At 37.5% G+C, this 21,692-nt stretch carries 20 protein-coding genes and 2 riboswitches; of the genes, 2 read left to right on the top strand and 18 right to left on the bottom strand.

Features of this window, described 5'->3' with window-relative positions; genetic code table 11:
• Position 1: 1 nt before the first annotated feature.
• Entirely contained in the window at positions 2–277 is a 276-nt protein-coding gene (locus tag LRP83_RS17085) for a YutD family protein (protein WP_230497903.1), read from the bottom strand.
• A 144-nt stretch (positions 278–421) separates the two neighbouring features.
• Here LRP83_RS17085 and LRP83_RS17080 point away from each other — a divergent pair, with 144 nt between their 5' ends.
• Positions 422–1,084 (top strand): YhcN/YlaJ family sporulation lipoprotein, encoded by a 663-nt coding sequence (locus LRP83_RS17080; protein WP_230497902.1) that lies wholly within the window; start codon positions 422–424, stop codon positions 1,082–1,084.
• 48 nt (positions 1,085–1,132) lie between these two features.
• On the opposite strand, the gene lipA is transcribed toward LRP83_RS17080, so the two are convergent.
• The gene (gene lipA / locus LRP83_RS17075; protein WP_230497901.1) at positions 1,133–2,047 is read right to left on the bottom strand and encodes a lipoyl synthase; all 915 of its coding nucleotides are present in this window, start codon (positions 2,045–2,047) and stop codon (positions 1,133–1,135) included.
• Between the two features lie 206 nt (positions 2,048–2,253).
• Between lipA and LRP83_RS17070 the strand changes: the two genes are divergently transcribed.
• Complete coding sequence (locus LRP83_RS17070) at positions 2,254–3,204, top strand: M23 family metallopeptidase (protein WP_230497951.1); 951 nt, start codon at positions 2,254–2,256, stop codon at positions 3,202–3,204.
• A gap of 141 nt (positions 3,205–3,345) precedes the next feature.
• On the opposite strand, the gene yunB is transcribed toward LRP83_RS17070, so the two are convergent.
• From yunB to LRP83_RS16990, 16 genes are all read right to left on the bottom strand, one after another.
• On the bottom strand, positions 3,346–4,101 hold the full coding sequence (gene yunB, locus LRP83_RS17065; RefSeq protein ID WP_230497900.1) for a sporulation protein YunB: 756 nt from the start codon (positions 4,099–4,101) through the stop codon (positions 3,346–3,348).
• Between the two features lie 538 nt (positions 4,102–4,639).
• A complete protein-coding gene (locus LRP83_RS17060; protein ID WP_230497899.1) occupies positions 4,640–4,942 on the bottom strand; it encodes a YunC family protein in 303 nt (100 codons plus the stop codon).
• A gap of 70 nt (positions 4,943–5,012) precedes the next feature.
• The gene (locus tag LRP83_RS17055) at positions 5,013–5,837 is read right to left on the bottom strand and encodes a sulfite exporter TauE/SafE family protein (RefSeq protein WP_230497898.1); all 825 of its coding nucleotides are present in this window, start codon (positions 5,835–5,837) and stop codon (positions 5,013–5,015) included.
• A gap of 41 nt (positions 5,838–5,878) precedes the next feature.
• Positions 5,879–6,724, bottom strand: a complete 846-nt coding sequence (locus LRP83_RS17050) for a DUF72 domain-containing protein (protein ID WP_230497897.1) — start codon at positions 6,722–6,724, stop codon at positions 5,879–5,881.
• Positions 6,725–7,055: 331 nt separating this feature from the next.
• The gene (locus tag LRP83_RS17045; protein WP_230497950.1) at positions 7,056–8,243 is read right to left on the bottom strand and encodes an amidohydrolase; all 1,188 of its coding nucleotides are present in this window, start codon (positions 8,241–8,243) and stop codon (positions 7,056–7,058) included.
• A 59-nt stretch (positions 8,244–8,302) separates the two neighbouring features.
• The gene (locus LRP83_RS17040) at positions 8,303–9,694 is read right to left on the bottom strand and encodes an MFS transporter (protein WP_230497949.1); all 1,392 of its coding nucleotides are present in this window, start codon (positions 9,692–9,694) and stop codon (positions 8,303–8,305) included.
• A gap of 412 nt (positions 9,695–10,106) precedes the next feature.
• Positions 10,107–11,504 (bottom strand): Fe-S cluster assembly protein SufB, encoded by a 1,398-nt coding sequence (gene sufB / locus LRP83_RS17035; protein ID WP_230497896.1) that lies wholly within the window; start codon positions 11,502–11,504, stop codon positions 10,107–10,109.
• 45 nt (positions 11,505–11,549) lie between these two features.
• Positions 11,550–11,990: a Fe-S cluster assembly sulfur transfer protein SufU gene (sufU, locus tag LRP83_RS17030; protein ID WP_230497895.1), complete on the bottom strand. Its 441-nt coding sequence runs from the start codon at positions 11,988–11,990 to the stop codon at positions 11,550–11,552.
• A complete protein-coding gene (locus LRP83_RS17025) occupies positions 11,980–13,209 on the bottom strand; it encodes a cysteine desulfurase (protein ID WP_230497894.1) in 1,230 nt (409 codons plus the stop codon). Before LRP83_RS17025 ends, sufU begins: the two co-directional genes overlap by 11 nt.
• Entirely contained in the window at positions 13,209–14,519 is a 1,311-nt protein-coding gene (sufD, locus tag LRP83_RS17020) for a Fe-S cluster assembly protein SufD (RefSeq protein ID WP_230497893.1), read from the bottom strand. The genes LRP83_RS17025 and sufD overlap by 1 nt, the downstream gene beginning before the upstream one ends.
• Positions 14,520–14,537: 18 nt before the next feature.
• Entirely contained in the window at positions 14,538–15,323 is a 786-nt protein-coding gene (gene sufC / locus LRP83_RS17015) for a Fe-S cluster assembly ATPase SufC (protein WP_230497892.1), read from the bottom strand.
• A 344-nt stretch (positions 15,324–15,667) separates the two neighbouring features.
• On the bottom strand, positions 15,668–16,507 hold the full coding sequence (locus LRP83_RS17010) for a MetQ/NlpA family ABC transporter substrate-binding protein (protein ID WP_230497891.1): 840 nt from the start codon (positions 16,505–16,507) through the stop codon (positions 15,668–15,670).
• Between the two features lie 17 nt (positions 16,508–16,524).
• On the bottom strand, positions 16,525–17,193 hold the full coding sequence (locus LRP83_RS17005; protein ID WP_230497890.1) for a methionine ABC transporter permease: 669 nt from the start codon (positions 17,191–17,193) through the stop codon (positions 16,525–16,527).
• Positions 17,186–18,211, bottom strand: coding sequence for a methionine ABC transporter ATP-binding protein (locus tag LRP83_RS17000; protein ID WP_230497889.1), 1,026 nt, complete (start codon positions 18,209–18,211; stop codon positions 17,186–17,188). The genes LRP83_RS17005 and LRP83_RS17000 overlap by 8 nt, the downstream gene beginning before the upstream one ends.
• Positions 18,212–18,384: 173 nt before the next feature.
• A riboswitch (SAM riboswitch) is annotated at positions 18,385–18,494 on the bottom strand.
• 199 nt (positions 18,495–18,693) lie between these two features.
• Positions 18,694–20,007: an O-acetylhomoserine aminocarboxypropyltransferase/cysteine synthase family protein gene (locus LRP83_RS16995; protein WP_230497888.1), complete on the bottom strand. Its 1,314-nt coding sequence runs from the start codon at positions 20,005–20,007 to the stop codon at positions 18,694–18,696.
• Positions 20,008–20,085: 78 nt separating this feature from the next.
• Positions 20,086–20,188, bottom strand: a riboswitch (SAM riboswitch).
• Positions 20,189–20,358: 170 nt separating this feature from the next.
• Positions 20,359–21,612: an MFS transporter gene (locus LRP83_RS16990; RefSeq protein ID WP_230497887.1), complete on the bottom strand. Its 1,254-nt coding sequence runs from the start codon at positions 21,610–21,612 to the stop codon at positions 20,359–20,361.
• Positions 21,613–21,692 lie beyond the last annotated feature (80 nt).

Raw genomic sequence — 21,692 nt, 5'->3', positions numbered from 1 at the left:
TTTACTTATTGATCTTTTTCGCAACAAAATGTGCGCATCCAAAATTACAATACTCATATAAATATTCACTCAAAGTGCTTATTTTTGTATCAAAGGTTGCCTTTTGGTTTTGATCATCAAAAAAGCCTCTTAATCGCAATTGACCATAACCCCAATCACCTACAATGTAATCGTAACGAGTCAATATATCACTATATCTTGCACGAAATGCTTCTTCATTAAAACCATCCCGATAATCTTTAACGATTTCATAGGAAATATTATTTATTTCAATCAAAATTGACACCTCTCTAAGTCCGCTTTCTATATCTTCTCTAGCACCGAATTATGTTTCTTCCTTCATTATAACTCATTCACCATGAATTACTAAGAGAAAAAGGAAAAAATATGGTCATTATATTAAAGAGGGGGTGTTTCAAAAATGAACAAGATGTTCATAACTTTAGGAATATGTGGGATGTTTGCTTTAACAGGCTGTGGTGCAAGTGACACTGCGCAAAATGATATCTATGAAGAAAGTGGCAACACCATTAACGTGAATAACCAAAGAGCTGATATCTATAATGTAAACAATAAAAATAAGGCTTCGGACTTTGGCTATGTCCGCCATCAAAAAAATCCAATTGCAGGTAATACTAACACCGATCATTATGCAGCAGTTGACCGTGAGAAATTAGCCGATAACATTAGTAAAATGAGTTCTGATTTACCAAATGTTCATGATGTTGCGACACTAGTTACGGACGAAGAAATATTAATCGCATATGCTACAGATAGTAACAATCGAAATGAAACGGCAGATCAAGTAAAACGAACAGCACTTTCGTTTGTCCCACGTTATTACCATGTGTATGTCTCAGATGACGTTAATCTTATTAAAAATGTTGAAAGCTATGCAACATTAAGTTCCAATAGTCGAAACGTAGATAGTCTCGTTGATCAACTCATTCGTAAGATGTTAAAATCACCTCAAGGACGTAGAGTTAGTGAGGAAGAAAATGAAAATGGTGTCATGAAAAATGAAATGGCTCCAAAAGCGGACCGTGGTTTCAGTAATCAGGTTCAACCAGTAGGTAATAAATAAAAATAAAAATAAAACAGAGCCTGAGGATTCACTCTAGGCTCTGTTTTTTTACGCTTCCTTTAATTCACTTTCAGATAACTCCTGCTTTTTCTTAGCAGCAGCGTTCACTTGTTCATCAGCATGATAAGAAGAACGCACAAGAGGACCAGCCTCACAGTGACTAAACCCTTTTGTCATTGCAATGTCTTTTAATTCTTTAAACTCATCTGGACTGTAGTATTTTTCAACCTTTAAATGTCTTTTTGTTGGTTGTAGATATTGTCCTATCGTTAAAATATCAACATGATTCAATCGCAAATCTTCCATTGCTTGGATAATCTCATCCTTTGTTTCACCAAGCCCAATCATAATACTTGATTTAGTAGGTGTTTCAGGCAACATTTCCTTAGCTCGTTTTAAAAATTCTAATGAACGATCATACTGAGCTCGAGCTCTAATTCTTGGAGTAAGCCTTCTCACCGTTTCAATATTATGATTTAAGATATCTGGTTTTGCTTCCATTAAGGTTCTTAAATTTTCTTCAATTCCGCCCATATCTGATGGTAAAACCTCAATAGACGTAAACGGATTTTTTCTTCTTACAGCACGAACCGTCTCGGCAAAAACAGCAGATCCACCATCTTTTAAGTCATCACGAGCAACTGCCGTAATAACGACATGCTTTAAGTTCATAAGCAATACAGAATCCGCTATACGCTCTGGCTCTGCCCAGTCTAATTCTGTTGGTAAGCCAGTTTTCACGGCACAAAAGCGGCATGCACGAGTACAAACATCCCCTAAAATCATAAAGGTGGCAGTTCTTCTAACAGCCCAGCACTCATGAATATTCGGACATCTAGCCTCTTCACAAACTGTATGTAGTTTTTTCTCACGCATCATTTTCTTTAAACCAGTATAGTTTTCGTTTGTATTTAATTTTATTTTTAACCATTCAGGTTTTCGTAAGTGTCCCTCACTTGCCATCCGGTTCCACCCCTTAACAATATCAATTCTTCTTAGTCACTTTAACATACAAAAAAATAGAGAACAAGCATAGTCAATTTCATTTCCATTATTTTAAAAACATGATAAATGAAAGGGAGTTGCACACTATAGTTATATATGAAAAGGAAGGGAGAATTAGTGTGAAGAGCCTAATACAGTCAATTATTATTGTTTTTCTGGTTTCCATGGCACTTCCTGTACATGCTAATACCCAAACTGTTGATGAATATGCTGAAAGAATGCAGCTTTATAAAAAGGTTGAGGCCGTTACTCAAATCCCTTGGTATTATTTTGCTGCTATTGATCAATACGAACGGAACGTCCGTCACGTTAGAAAAGATATTCCAAAAGCACCCGGTCATGTAGAGATATATTTTCGTCCTGAAGTGTGGGCAGGGCTTTTAAACCCCAATCCAAATGATGAATCCCCAACTACTATTCAGTTTTTTAATGGTCTGGGTGTTGACGGAAATGGTGATGGTAGAGCCTCAGCAACGAATGATGAAGATGTGATTCATGCTTTTGCTAATTATCTTTTATCCTATGGGGTGGACCATGACAACCTTAAGATAGGACTATGGAATTACTATCATCGTGATAAAACAGTTGGAATTATTACAGGGTATGCCCGAATTTTTAAACATTTTGGACGAATAGATTTAGAAAATAAACACGCCTTTCCTGTTCCATTGAGAAGTAATCATAGTTATAAAAATACTTGGGGTGATGCTAGGGGTTGGGGCGGAAGAAGGATTCATGAAGGTACAGATATCTTTGCCGATTATGGCGTTCCTGTACGTGCTACTAGCTATGGGATTGTAGAGATGAAGGGATGGAACCGCTTTGGTGGTTGGCGAATTGGCATTCGAGATATTAATAATAATTACCATTATTTCGCCCATTTAAGTGGTTTTGCAAAGGATGTTAGAGTTGGTCAAATTGTTGAACCTGGAATGTTAATTGGAGGGGTAGGAAGCTCAGGCTATGGACCTCCTGGAACTTCAGGTAAATTTCCTCCACATTTACATTATGGAATTTATAAGGATAATGGGTACACAGAATGGTCGTTTGATCCGTATCCTCATTTAAGATTGTGGGAAAGACAAGAGAGACAAAATATAAAAAAAGGACGGTGACCAAGGTAAAACGTACCTTAGAGGAAAGTCAATTTAGCAACTCCTCTTTAAGATACATTTTACATATTAGGTGTCATCTCCAGATTCAACAAAATAAAGCGCTGAGGGACACCCCCCAACGCTTTATTTTGATAAATACTCTTAATTTAATGGAACTTCAATTGAAGGGCTGTTACCTTCACCGCTACCATTATAGAATTGAGGAACTTTGCCTGGAATTGTTCCCATTGCTACTGGTATGTCTTGTATAACAGTTGTAACCGAGGTTGCAAATGGGACAATGATTTGAACATCAACTTTAACCTCTATATATACCGCGACCCAAGCATTGTTAATCCCGAATGGCTTTAACTCAGGCTTTACATCTACTTCAACTTCACCTACAGCATTGAATCGAACCGGTATTTTAGGACCTAAGTTACCAAGCAAAGCAATATTACTGGCTTGCCCAAGTGGAATTTCATATACGATACCTTTATTCTTTTTGGACATATCCACATTCATTTCGACATCTGGAGATTCTAAAAATTGAAAGTTTCCTTTTTCAGCATCCCTTAAATTCATTTGCACTAATCTTTGGGTTTCCTTCATCACACTTCTGATAATTTCTGTATCTAGTTTTACAATGACCCCTTCTTCATCATCTGGAACGTATTCAATGATGTCCTTAATATTCATTCCATCTGCTTTTGCCCTATATTCAGCGCTACTAATCACCGACGTGGCAATTTGCTTTGTTTGAGTTTCTGCGTAGGCCATGAGTGCTGGTTCAATTCCTTTATTTATCAACCATAGTCCCATAGCAGTTGAAAAGGTGAAAAATACAAACGTTAATAAAAAGACATATCGAAAAGGTAATGGTCCTTTTCGGGGCAATCGCCCGCGAAATTTTGCCAAGACAAATCCCCCCTTACAAGCATATGTATGCTTGAGAGAAGGAATCTAGCGCATTTTTCTAAAAAATTATGCCATGTAAATTTATTCTGGTGTTTTTTCTTTATTGGACACTTTTGGCGGGGATGAGGGGCGGTTTGTCCGATAGAGCTTTTCTATTGGACAATTTGAGTGGGTACTGGGGTTGTTTGGTCCAATAGAGACCTTCTATTGGACACTTCGAGCGGGTACTGGGGTTGTTTTGTCCGATAGAAACCTTCTATTGGACACTTCGAACGGGTACGGGGGCTGTTTTGTCCGATAGAGACCTTCTATTGGTCATTTCCAGTGGGCACGGGGTCCGGTTTGTCCGATAGAGATCTTCTATCGGACACTTCGAGTGGGTAGGGTGTCCGGTTTGTCCGATAGAAACCTTCTATTGGACACTTCGAGTATACAAGAGATCCATTCTGTACGATAGACCCCTTCTATTGGACACTCCAGTCATGTACCGGGTCCGTTTTCTCCAATAAAAAAAGGACTGCCATATTCAGCTAGTCCCTTAAACCATTTTTAATAATGCTTCTTTTCCAACCATTCCAACATGAATCCCTAAATTTTCAGCCTCGTATGTGACTGATTCCATTGGGGCTTCAAGTAGCTGCTCAATAGTTCTTACTCCTACCGCTCTACCAGCAATAACTTTCCGGTCCTTTAACTTTGCATTTAAAAGTTCCACATCCAGAGCCCCACACATGATGTATCCTTTTTCGTTTGATACTGTCAAAAGAGTTGTTTTAGGAAGTTGAACAGAAACAGCTAAAAAGGTATGACCTTCAATAACAATCGGTGAAAGTTCAATCATTTTCATACGCTCCTTTCTTCTCCTATCAAATTATGTGAAAAGAGCAAAAGCGTGATGAAATCCTATAACCTTAACCAAAAATGCCCTGGTAAATTAATCTTAACCCCATAACGATAAAGAATGCACGTAGGATATTAATTAGTGTATTACTCTTTAATTTTGTGTTTAAAAAGGATCCAATCTTCGCTCCAAACCAAGCTCCCGGGACCAATGCTAAGGCAAACCACCAATTGACATTCCCTAAACTAATATGTGTTGCTGAACTGACAAGCGCAGACAGAAATACAAGTAGCATCGATGTAGCAACAGCCACATGGGGTGGGAATGCGAATAAAAGAATCATTGCGGGTACCATTAATGAGCCTCCGCCAATTCCAAAAAGACCAGAAGCAAAACCAACAATAAACGTAACAATAAAACCTAATAATGGTTGGAAGCCATATTGATGAGTTTCACCAGTGGGGTCGGTAAAGCTCCGAACAATTCCCTTATCAGTACGAAGCTTTAATGGCTTTAGTTTGTTTTTTACAATTAACAAAATGCCGACAAAAATCATAAAAAAACCAAAATATAAATTAAATGAGTGCACATCTAGAGCTTTATTTACCCAGGCTCCAATAATTGCTCCTGGCGCACTTCCAGCAAAGAAAATAAATCCACTTTTGTAATCCACCGTTTTATGCTTCATATAAGAAAGCGTAGACGACAGCCCTGTTACAATTAATATTAAAGAAGTTGTCCCTACGGCAATCTGTGGTGGGATATCACCTAATAAATTCGTGTATGTTCCAATGTAAAGCAAGGCTGGAACAATAATAATTCCTCCGCCAAGGCCAATCAATGACCCGATTGTGCTTGCTATTAAGCCTAGTATGACTAAGATGATCCATTCCATAGTATTAACTCCTCATTTAAAAATAAGCTCCATTTTGGCAATTAAAAAAGATCTAATTGCCTAGGTGCAAGGTTTGTATATTCTATATTAAGTAATTGAATTAATTCGTTAGCGTTCCCTGCAGCATCTCCTCCAGAGTTATTATTAAACAACACGAATACATTCTTGCAGTTTTTCTCAAGTTGTTTAATATTTATTACCCACTCTTCTAGCTCCTCCTTATTATATTGGTACAAATACCTTACTTCTCGCCAATCTACTCCTCTTCGTTGCTGCCATCCATGAATATTTCGGCCATGTAGGCGTACTAAAACAGTGTCAGAGTTCGTTACTTTTAAAACAGTAGGAATAGATCCAATACCCGCCTGTGGTTCATCACAAATACTATGTATCCAATTTTCATCTATCATAAATTGCAACGTTTTATCTCTTAACTGAGGGTAAAACCATGACTGATGGCGAAATTCTAGGGCACAAGGGACCTCTCCCATTTCATTTTTACAAAATCGTAAATAGTCTACATTTTCCTTTTTGCAATCAAACCAAGGTGGGAATTGAAATAAAACCATCGCTAATTTTTGTTGTTGGAGATAAGGCTGTATAGACTCCTGAAATGCAGAAAACATTGCTTTTCGCGAGTCAAAAGGGATATCACCTCTCTGGTGTCCCGTCATACCTTGATAAGCCTTTACAACAAATTGAAACGAATGAGGAGTTTCTAGCACCCATTTCTCAGCATTTTTCAATGGTTGAATGGCATAAAAGCTAGCATCGACTTCCACTGTTGGAAAATGTGCTGCATAAACCGAAAGCTTCTCGCGGGCTGGAGTCCCAGTTGGATAGAGTATGTCTTGATCTCCCCATCCTGTTGTTCCAATGTAAATCAAAGTAACTACCTCCGAAAAATAAAGAAAATTTCGCTTTCCTAATTATTTTATCATAATTTTCATAGCTGTTTGATAATTTGTTTGCAAAAAAATCCGCTTACTATATCAGTAAGCGGATTTTAATTTTTGGCTGGTTTCTTAAAGATTGTTGTTTTTCGTATGATAACGATCTGATTAGGACACGATCACGCTTGAATGGACTAAAGCTGTCCGAATGAGACCCTGATTCCTCGAATGAGTTACCATATCTATCTCTTACCCTTAACCGTAATCTCTTAAAAATAATGGAATCCTCTTCCTTTGGAAAAGGTACTAATTCAAATTCTATTTCCTATTCTAATCCATAATAACCGCAAACAACATATCCAACAGCCTTGGCTGCTACGATTAGGGCATCTTCATCGATATCAAATTTAGGATTATGATTAAAATAAGGTTTTTCTACTCCTTTTGGTGTACAAGCAATGTAGAAGAAGCAGGAAGGGAATTTTTCAGCATAGTAAGCAAAGTCTTCAGATGGCGGCATGGCTGGATATTCCTTTACTTCTTTAATATCTTTATCATTAGCATTCTTGAGAATCTCAGCAACCATAGCTGTGATTTCAGGATCATTATATAAAGGTGGATAATCATTCGTATAGGTTAAATTACATGTTACACCAAATTCTTCTTCAAGCCCTTTTACAAGTCGTTTAACTTCTTTTTCAATGGTTGCTTTTGTTTCAACAGTCATATAACGAATATCGCCTTCAAGCTCTACACTGTCTTTAATGACATTAAATGTTCCTTTTCCATCAAAAGAACCAATCGTAATTACCCCAATATCAAAAGGACTTAATCGTCGGCTAATAATCGTTTGAGCTGCTGTCACAAAATGGGCACCAGCCACAATGGCATCATTCGCTAGATGAGGTGAGGAACCATGCCCACCCCTGCCTTGAATTTTTAATTTCATATAAGCCCTACCGTTAAAAGAAAATCCAGAGTGATATCCAACAACTCCAGCTGGGTCCATAGGCAACAGATGGATGCCAAATATATTATCTAAATCGTCAAGCACGCCGGATTCTACAATACTCTTTGCACCGCCTGGCGGAACTTCTTCCGCATGCTGATGAATAATTTTAATTGTACCTGGGATTTCATCTTTTAATTGGATGAGGCAATCCGCTAAGACCAACAAGTACGCTGTATGGCCATCATGGCCACACGCATGCATAACACCTTCATTTTTTGACTTAAAGGGTACTTCTGTTTCTTCAACGATTGGAAGGGCATCAAAATCGGCACGTAAACCAATGTTTTTTCCAGGTTTACCACCTTTAATGGTTACGATAATTCCATATCCATTACCTACATTCGATTGAACTTCTACGGTTTTACCTTTATAAAAATCAATAATATATTGAGCGGTTTTTTCCTCTTTAAAAGAAAGTTCAGGATTTTCATGTAGATGCCTGCGAATTTCAATCATTTCATCCTTACGGGATTCTAACATTTCCATTAGTTTACTTCTCAACATCTTGACACCCTTTCCATATTTATTAAATATGTGGCGTTTACAATTCCAACCGCTATTTATTCTAAAACAGGATTACCAGCTGGTGATCTTTCGGGAGAATTAGATGTTTTACCGGCATCACTAGGAACCAAAAAGATAATGGATAATATTGAAAGTACACCGAATATAACGTTTACGATAATTCCTACTGAAGCCGCTGTTTCAAGATTTCCATTTGCTGCGATTGCACCGTAGGCCGTTGCTGAAATCGAGACACCAAATGCACTGCCAAGTGAGCTTGCCATTTTATAAACCCCAGCTGCTTCACCGACTTTGTCAGCTGGTGCATTTGATACAGATGTATCTGTTGATGGGGTCGCATAGAGTCCAAGTCCAAGTCCAAATAAGACAAATCCACTGAAGACAACAACTGTATAAGTAAAGTCTGGTAAGAAGGTTAAGCCCATGATTGCCACACCAATCGTTGTAATCAGAGCACCCCAGATCATCGGTAATTTTGCACCTACTTTTTGTAATATTTTCTCACCGACACGAATCATTGCAAGTACCACTACTAAATAACCAAGTGATAGCATACCTGCTTGGAAGGAATTAAATCCACGGCCAACTTGTACATAAGTATTAGCTACAACTAGTGTACCGGCAATCGCATTTAACAAAAAATTAGAAATAGTCGCACCCGTATAAGGCTTATTTTTAAATACAGCAAAGTCAATCAGTACAACTTTTTTGCTTTTCTCAACTTTGATGAAAACAATCAAACCGATAATTGTGACAATCAATAGGCCGATTGTAAGCGGGCTTGTCCATCCCAAATCTGCTCCGTAAGTAATAAATACATTCAAAGCAAGCATTGTGATGACAAAAATAACTAAGCCAGCGTAATCAAATTTAAAAGTACCTGTAGATTTTTGTTTACTTTCTGGCGTGTCTTTCAGTAGAAACATACCAATAAGTGCGAAGATGATAGAAAAGATAAAGATCCATCTCCACCCTAAATATGTTGCGATTGCACCGCCGGCAAAAGAGGCAACCCCTGATCCGCCCCAAGAACCGATGGACCAGAAACTTAGTGCACGTTGGCGATCTTTCCCTTCGAAATAAGCTTTCATCAAGGCAATGGTTGAGGGCATAATAAATGCAGCTGAAAGCCCTTGAAGGACACGTCCAATAATGAGCAATGTGGACCCTTGAGTTAAAACAAGGCAAAGTGAACCGATTATACTTAAAATAAAACCAATATTAGCAATCTTTTTACGTCCAATTTTATCGGCAAGTCCACCAGCAGCAACGATAAACATCCCTGAAAATAAGGCCGATAAACTTATGGCGATGTTCACGGTTCCAAGTGAAATACCTAAATCTTTTTGAACAGCAGGAACCACATTGACCATTGCTTGTGCAAATAGCCAAAAAGTTATAACACCAAACACAATTCCTATAATCATTTTATCTGTACCTTTATAACTTGTTTCCACGGCCAAAACCTCCTAATTATATAAAGCAGCTACAGTATTTCTTTATATTATTGCCTTCTTCTTGTTTAATAATTTCTATACGACTGATGCGAAGAAAATAAATTTCCCGGTTACTGACCGCTAGTTTGGGATAAATTTCTATATAGTCTCTTTTCGTTTCCTATCTACTTGTTACTATTTAGCTTGGCAAGTAAATATAATCCTGTTTACTAAAATGCAAAAAAGCCATTGATGCTTACTCGCAACAATGACTTTTCATATAATCATTTCTCCATATTAAAAGAGACGAACTAAAAAGTTCGTCTCCTACACGAAAAGATAGTATCTAATCAGTACGCTCATAGATTTACGATGAAAAGAAATCCCTCAAGGCTTTGATAAATTAACCGATTGACCCTTCCATTTCGAACTTGATCAGACGGTTCATTTCAACAGCATATTCCATCGGAAGTTCTTTCGTAAATGGCTCGATGAAGCCCATAACAATCATTTCTGTTGCTTCTTGTTCAGAAATACCACGGCTCATTAGGTAGAATAATTGTTCTTCTGATACCTTTGATACTTTTGCTTCATGCTCTAAAGAAATGTTGTCATTTAAGATTTCGTTATATGGAATCGTATCAGATGTAGATTGATTATCCATAATTAACGTATCACACTCAATATTTGAACGAGCCCCATCCGCTTTACGTCCAAAATGAACGATACCACGATAGGTTACCTTACCACCATGCTTTGAAATAGACTTTGAAACAATCGTAGAAGAAGTATTTGGTGCTAAGTGAGTCATTTTAGCTCCAGCATCCTGATGCTGACCTTTACCTGCAATTGCAATAGATAAAGTCATTCCACGAGCACCTTCGCCTTTTAGAATAACAGCTGGGTACTTCATTGTCAGCTTAGATCCGATGTTTCCATCAACCCATTCCATTGTTGCATGTGCTTCACAAACCGCACGCTTCGTTACAAGATTATAAACATTGTTTGCCCAGTTTTGAATCGTTGTATAACGGCAGTAAGCATCCTTTTTAATGATGATTTCAACTACCGCACTGTGTAGTGAGTTTGTTGTATAAACAGGTGCTGTACATCCTTCAACATAGTGTACATGTGCTCCCTCATCAACAATGATTAAGGTACGCTCAAATTGACCCATATTTTCTGAGTTAATACGGAAATAGGCTTGTAAAGGTGTTTCCACTTTTACTCCCTTTGGAACATAAATGAATGATCCACCAGACCAAACCGCTGAGTTTAAAGCAGCAAACTTATTATCCGTTGGCGGAATAACCTTTGCCCAATGCTCGCGGAAAATATCTTCGTTTTCCTTAAGAGCAGAATCCGTATCCTTAAATACGATACCTAGAGCGACAAGGTCTTCCTGCATGTTATGGTAAACAACCTCGGATTCATACTGAGCCGAAACACCAGCTAAATATTTTTGTTCCGCTTCAGGAATACCAAGTTTATCGAAGGTAGCCTTAATTTCTTCTGGAACCTCATCCCATGACTTTTCTGTCTTTTCAGATGGTTTTACGTAATACGTAATTTCCTCAAAGTTCAAGGAAGCCATATCGCCGCCCCATTGTGGCATTGGCATGCTATAAAATAACTCCAATGATTTTAGACGGAAGTCTAACATCCATTGCGGTTCACTCTTCATCTTCGAAATTTCTTCAACTATTTCTTTCGTTAATCCGCGTTTTGAGCGGAAAATCGAAACATCTTTGTCGTGGAAGCCATATTTATAATCACCGATTTCAGGCGCTTTTTTTGCCATCTTCAAATTCCTCCTTCTAAAAACGAGGGAATAAATTCCCGCGTTTTATGATTGTTCCTCTTCCTTCAGCCCTTTTTCCATTGCCTTCCAGGCTAAGGTTGCACATTTAATTCTTGCTGGGAACTTGGATACACCTTGTAGTGCCTCGATATCACCAAGATCAAGATCATCCTCATATTCTTTCCCTTGCATCATATTCGAAAAGACACTTGATAACTTTATCGCATCGTTTATATTTTTACCTTTAATCGCTTGGGTCATCATAGATGCAGAGGACATGGAGATGGAGCAGCCTTCACCTTCGAACTTGGCATCAGTCACAATCCCATCCACCACATTCATCGATAATTGAATCCGATCACCACAAGTTGGGTTATTCATATTAATCGTCAAGTTTCCATCCTCAAGTACACCTTTGTTTCGAGGATTTTTATAATGATCCATAATAACCTGCCGATATAAAGAATCTAAATTATTAAAAGACATCGCTAAAGTACTCCTTTGTTTTGATAAGCCCAGCTACAAGCTTATCGATCTCTTCTTCCGTATTGTATAGGTAGAAGCTTGCTCTAGCAGTCGCCGATTGCTTCAACCATCTCATTAGTGGTTGAGCGCAATGGTGGCCAGCCCGGACAGCTATTCCTTCTGCGTCCAAAACGGTTGCTACATCATGCGGATGGACATCGCTTATATTGAAGGTAACAAGACCTGCACGTTTAGCTGGATCTTGAGGACCAAAGATTGAAATCCCTTCAATAGTCGACATTTTTTCCATCGCATATGCTGCTAGTTTATGTTCATGCTCAGCAATATGCTCTAAGCCAACTTGCTCTAAAAAGTCGATGGCAGCGCCTAATCCAATCGCGCCAGCAATAATCGGTGTACCACCTTCGAACTTCCATGGAAGCTCTTTCCATGTTGAATCGTATAATTCAACAAAGTCGATCATTTCGCCGCCATATTCGATAGGCTCCATTTTTTCTAATAGACTTTTTTTTCCATATAATGCACCAATTCCGGTAGGAGCACACATTTTATGACCAGAGAAAGCAAAGAAATCACAATCTAAATCCTGAACATCAATTTTCATATGAGGTGCACTTTGAGCACCATCAACGACCATAATCGCTCCATTTTCATGAGCAATCTTAGCAATTTCCTTAATCGGATTAATAACACCTAAAACGTTGGAAACTTGCATGATGGAAACAATTTTTGTATTGGAGTTGACTGTCGCTCGTACATCCTCTAGAGAAATCGTGCCATCCTCTTGTAAAGGTAAATACTTTAACTGTGCTCCTGTTTTTTTAGCAATTTGTTGCCATGGAATAATATTACTATGATGCTCCATATGGGAGATGACGATTTCATCGCCTTCTTTAAGATTAGCGGCACCATAGCTTGCTGCAACTGTATTTATAGCTGTCGTCGTTCCACGAGTGAAGATAATTTCCTCTGTAGACTTAGCGTTTATAAATTTTCGAACCTTTTCACGTGCACCTTCATAACCATCAGTAGCTCTTGTACCTAGTGTGTGAACACCGCGGTGCACATTGGAATTATATTCACGATAATATTTTTCCAACGCTTCAATGACCTGAATCGGTTTTTGAGAAGTTGCTGCACTATCTAAATAGACGAGTGGATGGCCATTAACTTCTTGATGTAAAATCGGAAATTGTTTACGAATATCGAGGATATCCATTACTTTACTTTCCTTTCAATTACTGCAGTTAATTGTTTTTTTACTCCTTCAATTGGTAGAGCTTGCACCACAGGAGCTAAGAATCCATGAATAACAAGACGCTCTGCTTCTGTTTTAGGAATACCTCTGCTCATTAAATAGTAAAGCTGTAATGGGTCAACACGACCAACTGAAGCAGCGTGACCAGCCGTTACATCATCTTCATCGATAAGAAGAATTGGATTTGCATCACCACGTGCTTTTTCACTAAGCATTAATACTCGAGACTCTTGCTCTGCATTAGACTTAGAAGCACCATGTTCAATTTTTCCAATCCCATTAAAAATAGAAGTTGCTGAGTCCTTCATTACTCCGTGCTTCAAAATATATCCTTCAGAATGCTTACCGAAATGAACAACACTAGTTGTAAAGTTCTGAACCTGTTCGCCACGTCCAACTACAACTGTTTTCGTATCGCCAAACGATCCATCGCCCATTAGATTAGTTGTATTTTCTGAAATCGTATTGCCATCATTCATTAATCCTAATGCCCATTCAATTCGTGCATCCTTATTAGCTACGCCACGACGATTAACATAAGTGGTAATCCCTTTAGCTAATGTATCTACCGCACCGTATTGCACTTTAGAATTTGGATTGGCAATTACTTCAGTCACAATGTTAAAGATACCATTTGCTGAATCTACAGTAGACACATAGTTTTCAACATAAGTCACTTTACTATTGTCCTCAACAACCACGATTACATGGTTAAATAGATTTAATGAAGCATCATCATGCACAAAAATAGCTTGAATTGGTTCTTTAACTTCTACATTCTTCGGAACATAAAGGAAGATACCACCATTCATTAATGCTGCATGTAAAGCTGTAAGTTTATGCTCATCAACTTTTACACCATTCTTCATGAAATACTTTTGTAGTAAATCTCCATGTTCTCTAGCAGCAGTGAAGATGTCTGTGAAAATAACTCCATTTGCTTTTAACTCCTCAGAAATGGTTAAGAAAGCTGGTGTTGTATTGCGTTGGATGTATAGGGACTGGTTAGTTGCGTCCATATCCACCAATGCTTTAGCCTGCTCTGGTAACTCTGATAATGATTGATAAATTTCACTTTTCACAACATGGCTATCAAATTGTGTGAAATTCCATTTATTAATTTTTGTTTTATCAGGCTTTGGTAACGGCAATTGTTCAGCACTAGCTAATGCATTTATTCTAAGTTCACTTAACCAAGCAGGTTCGCTATTTTCTTTTGAAAAATTAACTACATACTCTTGATCAAATGGTAATTTTGTATCAATAGTCATGAAAAATCCCCCTAACGCTTATGCTTCTTGCCCAACGGTTTCGTCTTCAATTCCTAGTTCTTGTTTAATCCAGTCATATCCTTCTGCTTCTAAGCGTTGTGCAAGCTCAGGGCCACCTGACTTCACGATTCGTCCTTGCATCATTACATGGACAAAATCAGGAGTAATATAATCTAATAAGCGTTGATAATGAGTGATGATTAAGCAACCAAACTCTTCCCCACGCATTTCGTTGATTCCTTTAGATACAACTTTTAGTGCATCGATATCTAAACCTGAATCGATTTCATCTAGAATGGCAATTTTCGGTTGTAACATCATTAATTGAAGAATTTCGTTACGCTTTTTCTCTCCACCAGAGAAACCTTCGTTAAGGTAACGTTGAGCCATATCTTGATCCATTTCAAGGAAATCCATTTGCTTATCCATTGTACGGATAAATTTCATTAATGAAATTTCATTTCCTTCTCCAAGCTTTGCATTTAAAGCAGAGCGTAAGAAGTCCGCATTTGTTACCCCATTAATTTCACTTGGGTATTGCATTGCTAAGAATAGACCTGCGCGAGCACGCTCGTCTACTTCCATTTCAAGAACATCTTGCTCATCTAATGCAATACTTCCGCTAGTTACTTCATATTTTGGATGTCCCATAATAGCAGACGAAAGTGTTGATTTACCTGTACCATTTGGTCCCATGATGGCGTGAATTTCTCCACCCTTAACCTCTAGGTTTACACCCTTTAAAATTTCTTTCCCATCGATCTCAACATGTAATTCTTTAATCGTTAAAGTTGACCCTGCCATATTTATACCTCCGAAATAAACAAAGTTTATATCTAATAACCGTTAAGGTTATCAAACTTCATTCTCATTTTATTCTCATTACAATCTTATAACAAATAGAATCTGTTAGCAACCTTTAAAGCATATTTACACTATGAACATAATGTTAATAAAAATTGTTGATAATAACATTGATATATATCAATTTTTAGAGAATTTTTTAGCGTTCATTTCTCGTCCTAGTTTCCTCATCGGCAATCTATTTCATGTAACAGCCTTAAAGATTTTCCACCATATTCATATCTCTTCCTTATTATATGTAAAAAAAAATAACCTGTCCCAAAAAGGACAGGTTTTCTGCTTTTTTATTCCTTAACAGGTACTACAGCACCTTTATATTTTTCAAGAATGAAATTTTGAATTTCTTCAGAACGTAATACTTCTATTAATGCTTTAATTTCTTCTCTTGATTCATCACCAGAACGAACGGCAATAACATTTACATATGGAGAATCGCTTTCTTCAATCGCAATAGAATCTTCAATTGGATTTAATCCAGCATCAATTGCATAGTTAGAGTTGATTAATACAGCATCTCCTTCGCCGTTGTTGTAGATTTGAGGAAGTAAAGCTGCCTCATATTCTGCATCAAAGTTTAGATTCTTTGGGTTTTCAATAATATCGTCAACAGTTGCTGTTGTTTTTTCAATACCCTCTTTTAAAGTAATTAGACCTTTTTTTTCTAACATAGTCAGAATTCGACCATGATCTGCAACAGAGCTACTCACGATAATATGTGCGCCATCAGGTAATTCATCTAAACTCTTATACTTTTGTGAATATACACCTATTGGTTCGATATGAATTCCACCTGCATTGACAAAATCATATCCATTCTCAGCCATTTGAGCATTTAAATAAGGAATGTGTTGGAAATAGTTTGCATCTAATTCTTTTCCATTTAAAGCTTGATTTGGTAAAACATAATCTTGGAAAGGTACGATTTCTAATTCGATTCCTTTTTCTTCTAATAGCGGCTTTGCTTCTTCAAGAATCTCAGCATGAGGTACGTTTGAGGCACCAACAACTAATTTCTTTGTAGCATTATCGCCATTTCCACCTTTTGTATTTTCTTTACTAGTCCCACAAGCTGCAAGCACAAGTGCTATTACTAACATAAAAACTACTTTTACCCATTTTTTCATTTCTAATCTCTCTCCTTTTATCTTTTATCTAATTTAGTGGTGATATAATCACCAACGAATTGAATAATAAATACAATTACTAAAATGACAACAGTGGCCATGAGCGTAACATCAAACCGGCCACGTTGGAACCCTTCAAGATAGGCTAGATTTCCTAAGCCCCCAGCTCCAATCACACCCGCCATGGCGGTAAAGCTTACTAAAGAAATAGCTGTTACTGTAATACCAGACACTAAGGCTGGCATCGATTCAGGAAGTAACACTTTTAATATAATTGTGCTTGTCTTTGCCCCCATTGATTTAGCGGCCTCAATAACACCTTTATCAATTTCCCGTAACCCTATTTCAACCATACGTGCATAAAACGGAGCAGCCCCAATAATCAAGGCAGGTAAGGCTGCATTTTCACCTATCATGGATCCTACAATTAATTTAGTAAACGGAATTAGTAATACTATTAAGAGGATAAACGGTATCGATCTAAATATATTTACAATGGCACTTATGATTGTATTAATCGGTTTATTTTCCCATATATTACCTTTTGAAGTTAAGAATAATAATAATCCTAATATGATACCTAATATAAAAGTCGCTATCACCGAAATGCTTGTCATGTAAAGCGTTTCAGTAGTCGCTTCCCACATTCGATCCCATTTCACATTTGGAAAAAATTGTTCAAGCATTCGTTAACACCTCCACCCCAACTAATTGTGAGCGAATGTACTCGATGGCTCTAGTAATTTCTTTAATGTCTCCATCTAAATGAACAAATAATGTCCCGTAAGAACCGTTTTGTGTTTGATTAATCTTGCCTTGTAAAATATTTACGGTCACTTCGTGGTGACGGATTAAATTCGTGATAAGTGGTTGCTCTGTTGCTTCTCCAACAAATGTCAATTGAACGATCTTACCTTTTGGAAAACGTTCGATAAGATGATCCGCCGTTTCCTTTGTTTCTTCTGGCTCTGTGACCTGTTGGACAAATCTTTTAGTAATGGGTTGTTGAGGATTTTTGAACACCTCTAACACGGAACCTAGCTCAACAATTCTTCCGGCTTCCATCACAGCTACTCGATGGCAAATTTTTTGAATAACATGCATTTCATGTGTAATCAAGACAATTGTTAATCCAAGTCGTTTATTAATATCAACTAATAAATCTAATATACTGTCTGTTGTTTGAGGGTCTAACGCTGAAGTAGCTTCATCACATAAGAGAACCTTTGGATTGTTAGCTAATGCTCTAGCAATTCCCACTCTTTGTTTTTGACCACCACTTAATTCTGATGGATATGCATTTTCACGACCTTCAAGCCCAACAAGTTTGATTAACTCATTCACTCTATTCGTTCGTTCAGCTTTATCTATTCCAGCAATTTCAAGCGGAAAAGCGATATTTTCTTTAACTGTTCTCGACCAAAGTAAATTAAAATGCTGAAAAATCATACTAATTTCTTGACGTGCCTGCCTTAGTGAACGGCCTTTAATTTTTGAAACAACACGGTTTGCAACGGTAATCGTTCCATCAGAAGGAATTTCTAACCCATTTAACATTCGGATTAATGTGCTTTTACCAGCGCCACTATACCCAATTACACCGAATATTTCCCCTTCAGTTATCTCTATATTGACATCATCCACTGCTTTTACTTGACCTTGCTTGGATGCATATATCTTTTGAACATTTTTAATTGAAATCATGACTTTTCACCCCACTTTATTTCCGTATAACATTATTAGTACTTAACCGTTAAATATAGGTTTAGGTTGTTTACTTAAAATCATTCCTTACAAAAATGAAATGATGTTATTTTTACAAAAAAATGCCTTTCTGCACATAGGAGCAGAAAGGCATAATCATATGATTTCCCTTTCTCTCATCTCCCAAAGCATACACTTTGTGTGAATTGGCACCATTTCAATGCAAAACATTGACGGTTGCCGGGCTTCATAGGGCACTTCCCTCCACCTCTCTTGATAAGAGTAAAACAATATATTTAATTAACACGTTAAAGCGTGTAAGTACTTTTTATAATCACGAAAGTTATCGTAACACGGATAAGGTGGAGCGTCAATATGTTTTTCGACAATAATTTTCTGGGAATCTTAACGAAAAACAGCGCTTAATCTAAATTCTATAGGCGCTTTTATCAGCTAATAAAAACTAGGCTTCTTCAATATAGCTATACATTAATAGCAATGGAGCGAATGCCTGTTGCTTTTTCAATCGCCTGTTCCAGGTCTTCTATTAAGTCTTCTACATTCTCGATACCAACTGATATCCGTATTAAATCCTCTGTCACTCCTGAGGCAATCAATCCTTCTTCGTCTAACTGCTGGTGAGTGGTACTAGCAGGATGAATGATTAAGCTCTTTGCATCCCCCACATTAGCTACATGTGCCCATAGCTCTAATGAATCAATTAATTTCGCTCCAGCCTCCCGTCCGCCTTTAATACCAAAGACAACAACAGCCCCCGCTCCCTTCGGCAAATATTTATCAGTTAGTTCATAATCAGGATGATCCTCCTGACCCGGATACGAAATCCACTCAATGGCAGGATGTTGCTGTAAATAGCCTAGTATTTCTTTAGTGTTGGCTATATGTTCTTTCATCCTTACATGTAGTGTTTCTAAACCAAGAGTAAATTGGAATGCATTTTGTGGACTTAAGGATGGACCAAGATCACGTAACAACTGAACCCTTGCCTTGATAATAAAGGCTACCGAGCCGAGTGCTTCACTATAAACTAAATTATGGTAACTTGGATCAGGTTCAATGAACCCTGGGAATTTCGGTGAATTCCAATCAAACTTACCTCCATCGACAATGACTCCCCCTAATGTTGTTCCATTACCTAACAGCCATTTCGTGGCAGAGTGAATAACAATATCTGCACCATGTTCAATTGGTCTGCAAAGGTAAGGTGTTGCAAATGTGTTATCAATAATTAACGGGATGCCTGCAGCGTGTGCAATATCAGAAACCTTCTCTATATCTAAAACTCTTAAGGATGGATTCCCAATAGTTTCCGCAAAAATTGCCTTTGTTTTGTCAGTAATGGCGGCTTTGAAGTTCTCAGGATCATCGGGATCAACAAAAGTTACTTTAATCCCATACTTCGGAAGAGTTGTTGCAAATAGATTATAAGTACCACCATAAAGAGTTGATGCTGAAACAATCTCATCTCCAGCTTGTGCAATATTTAAAATAGCAAGAGTAATTGCCGCCATCCCACTCGAAACAGCTAATGCTCCTACTCCTCCTTCTAAAAGCGCAACTCTTTCTTCAAAAACAGTAACTGTCGGATTGTGTATTCTTGTGTATATGTAGCCAGCTTCTTTAAGAGCAAAAAGGTTAGCTGCATGCTCCGTGCTTTGGAATTGATAGGCATTGTTTTGATAAATAGGAACGGCTCTTGCCCCTGTAACTGGATCCGGCTTTAGTCCTCCATGCACACCTAAAGTTTCCAAACGATAATTTTTCTTCCCACTCATGTACATCTCTCCCAATCCTCAAATTTTTCGAAGAGAATAAAAAAACCTCTTCAAGTAGAAGAGGTAAATTATCATCTCTTCTTATCTTCCAGAGTTTTATCTCTGCTGGATTTAGCACCGTGTAAAACAAACCGGTTGCCGGGTATCATAGGGCCAGTCCCTCCACCTCTCTTGATAAGAAATATTAAATTGTCATGGCTTTAGATGTGTTTAAACTTTCGTGCTGTTAAATTAATTCGAATCTTACCACATGAAATTTTGTTCCGCAAGCATTATTTTAAATTTTCTAAACATTCGACAAAATACCTAAATTCGGCAATAATTAAACATTTCCCGAGAAATATGTCAAATTTAGGAGGCAGTCCTCAGCTTTCTTTCGCTATTTAATTTACTAAACACGATAAAATAATAAATCGAACCGATAAGATATAATGATGCCGTTATCGTAAAGACAGTCGCATATCCCCAATAGGTCCCATATTTAAGAACAATACCAGTAGATACTGGCCCCATTACTGCCCAGCCAAGGTTAAATACCATTTGGTTTACCGAGTTCGCTAACCCTTTAACAGAATCATCAACCATCGACATCATTAGAGATGATTGAATTGGATTCCCTGCATTCATCAAGGCTTGCCTAAACAAAAATCCAACCGCTGCCAGCCATAAATGTTCCGTAAAGGCCGTAAGTAATAAAAATGGCAATGATAAAAGCTGCAAGATGACGACGGCCTTCACCTCACCTACTTTTCTAACAACTAATGGACCAATAATGATCGCGATAGCTGTGGCTGCTTGCCCCAATGAGATAATAAAACCAATCATAGTATTCGATGCCGCAAATCGATCGGAAAAATACAAGTTTAAGTATGGAATAACTAAACCTGCTCCAAAACCAATTAGCAGGGCTGGAATCGCGAACAAAATGATCATTGTATATTTATTTTTTTCTAACTTTAAATGACCTTTAATAGGGCTTTTATTCTTTAACCTTGTTTTGCGTTGTTCTTTAAATTTTGTCATAGGAATGATACCGATTAGAAATATAATTGCCCCAATGAGTAATGTATAACGAATACTTTCAACCTCAGTAAAACCTAGAGAAAATAAATCCGTTAATGCTCCACCAAGTATACTCCCAATAACATTTGCACCCGTCATTACAGCAAACTGAATACTAAAAAGATGAACTCTTTGTTCATCAGTCGAGTTTTCAGCTAACCAAGGTATTCCCGATACCATCACAAATGCCATTGCTAAACCTGTCAAAAATCCAAAAAGGATTAGTAAATTTTGTGCTTCAGTAATACTTCTAAAAATTAGTAAAAATCCTGTTATTAAAGCGCCAAAAAGCATGACTTTCTTTCTTCCCAATCGGTCACTAAGAATTCCAGCAGGTATTAGGATCAAGGCAGTTGCTAAAGAATTCATTGAAATAATTTTGCCATTAACATCTTCTGCATAACCAAGCTCTCGTACGTAAAAGTTATAAATGACCATAAAAATACCCATACCGATTTGGATAAATATACTTCCTAGTAACGCAAGCCTTATGTTTCTGTTATAGCCTCGAAATTGTGTTACCCATTCTTGATAAAATGCCATATTATTTCGCTCCCTAATATTTCGCTCCCCTAAATATCATAATCTTTGCTGGTTAACTTTGTAAATAGAGGAAATGACAT

It is taken from the genome of Pseudoneobacillus rhizosphaerae, assembly GCF_917563885.1.
Classification (GTDB): domain Bacteria; phylum Bacillota; class Bacilli; order Bacillales; family Cytobacillaceae; genus Pseudoneobacillus; species Pseudoneobacillus rhizosphaerae.
The sequence above is the reverse complement of the archived record's forward strand: the minus strand, read 5'-3'. Positions and strand labels throughout refer to the sequence as shown.